We start from the raw sequence: 263 nt of genomic DNA, 5'->3' as shown, positions 1-263 counted from the left end.
GGCCCGACGCCGGAGGCGCATCTGGCGCCCGCGACCGTGCGCGGGCGGCGCTGGGGCAGCCACAGCGCCGCACCCGCACCGGTGCGTGGCACCCGAGCGGTCCGCAGCCCGCAGTGTCGCGTCATGAACCCGCTACCGGTGAGAGCGGCAAAATCGTTCGGGCAGCCGGTCAGATGGCCTCTTCGAACTCGTCGAGGCCGTAGACCGTCCCCGCCCCGCGGCGGTCGAGCGTCTCGTTCGCCAGCAGCCAGTACACCACCGAC

At 73.4% G+C, this 263-nt stretch carries 1 pseudogene; it reads right to left on the bottom strand.

Features of this window, described 5'->3' with window-relative positions:
- Nucleotides 1-169: 169 nt before the first annotated feature.
- Nucleotides 170-263: pseudogene (locus ACTFO6_RS18975) on the bottom strand (30S ribosomal protein S2); the annotation flags it as partial.

Source organism: Pelomicrobium sp. G1 (genome assembly GCF_051905455.1).
In the GTDB taxonomy this organism is placed as follows: domain Bacteria; phylum Pseudomonadota; class Gammaproteobacteria; order Burkholderiales; family UBA6910; genus Pelomicrobium.
This window is presented reverse-complemented; position numbering and strand designations above follow the sequence as displayed.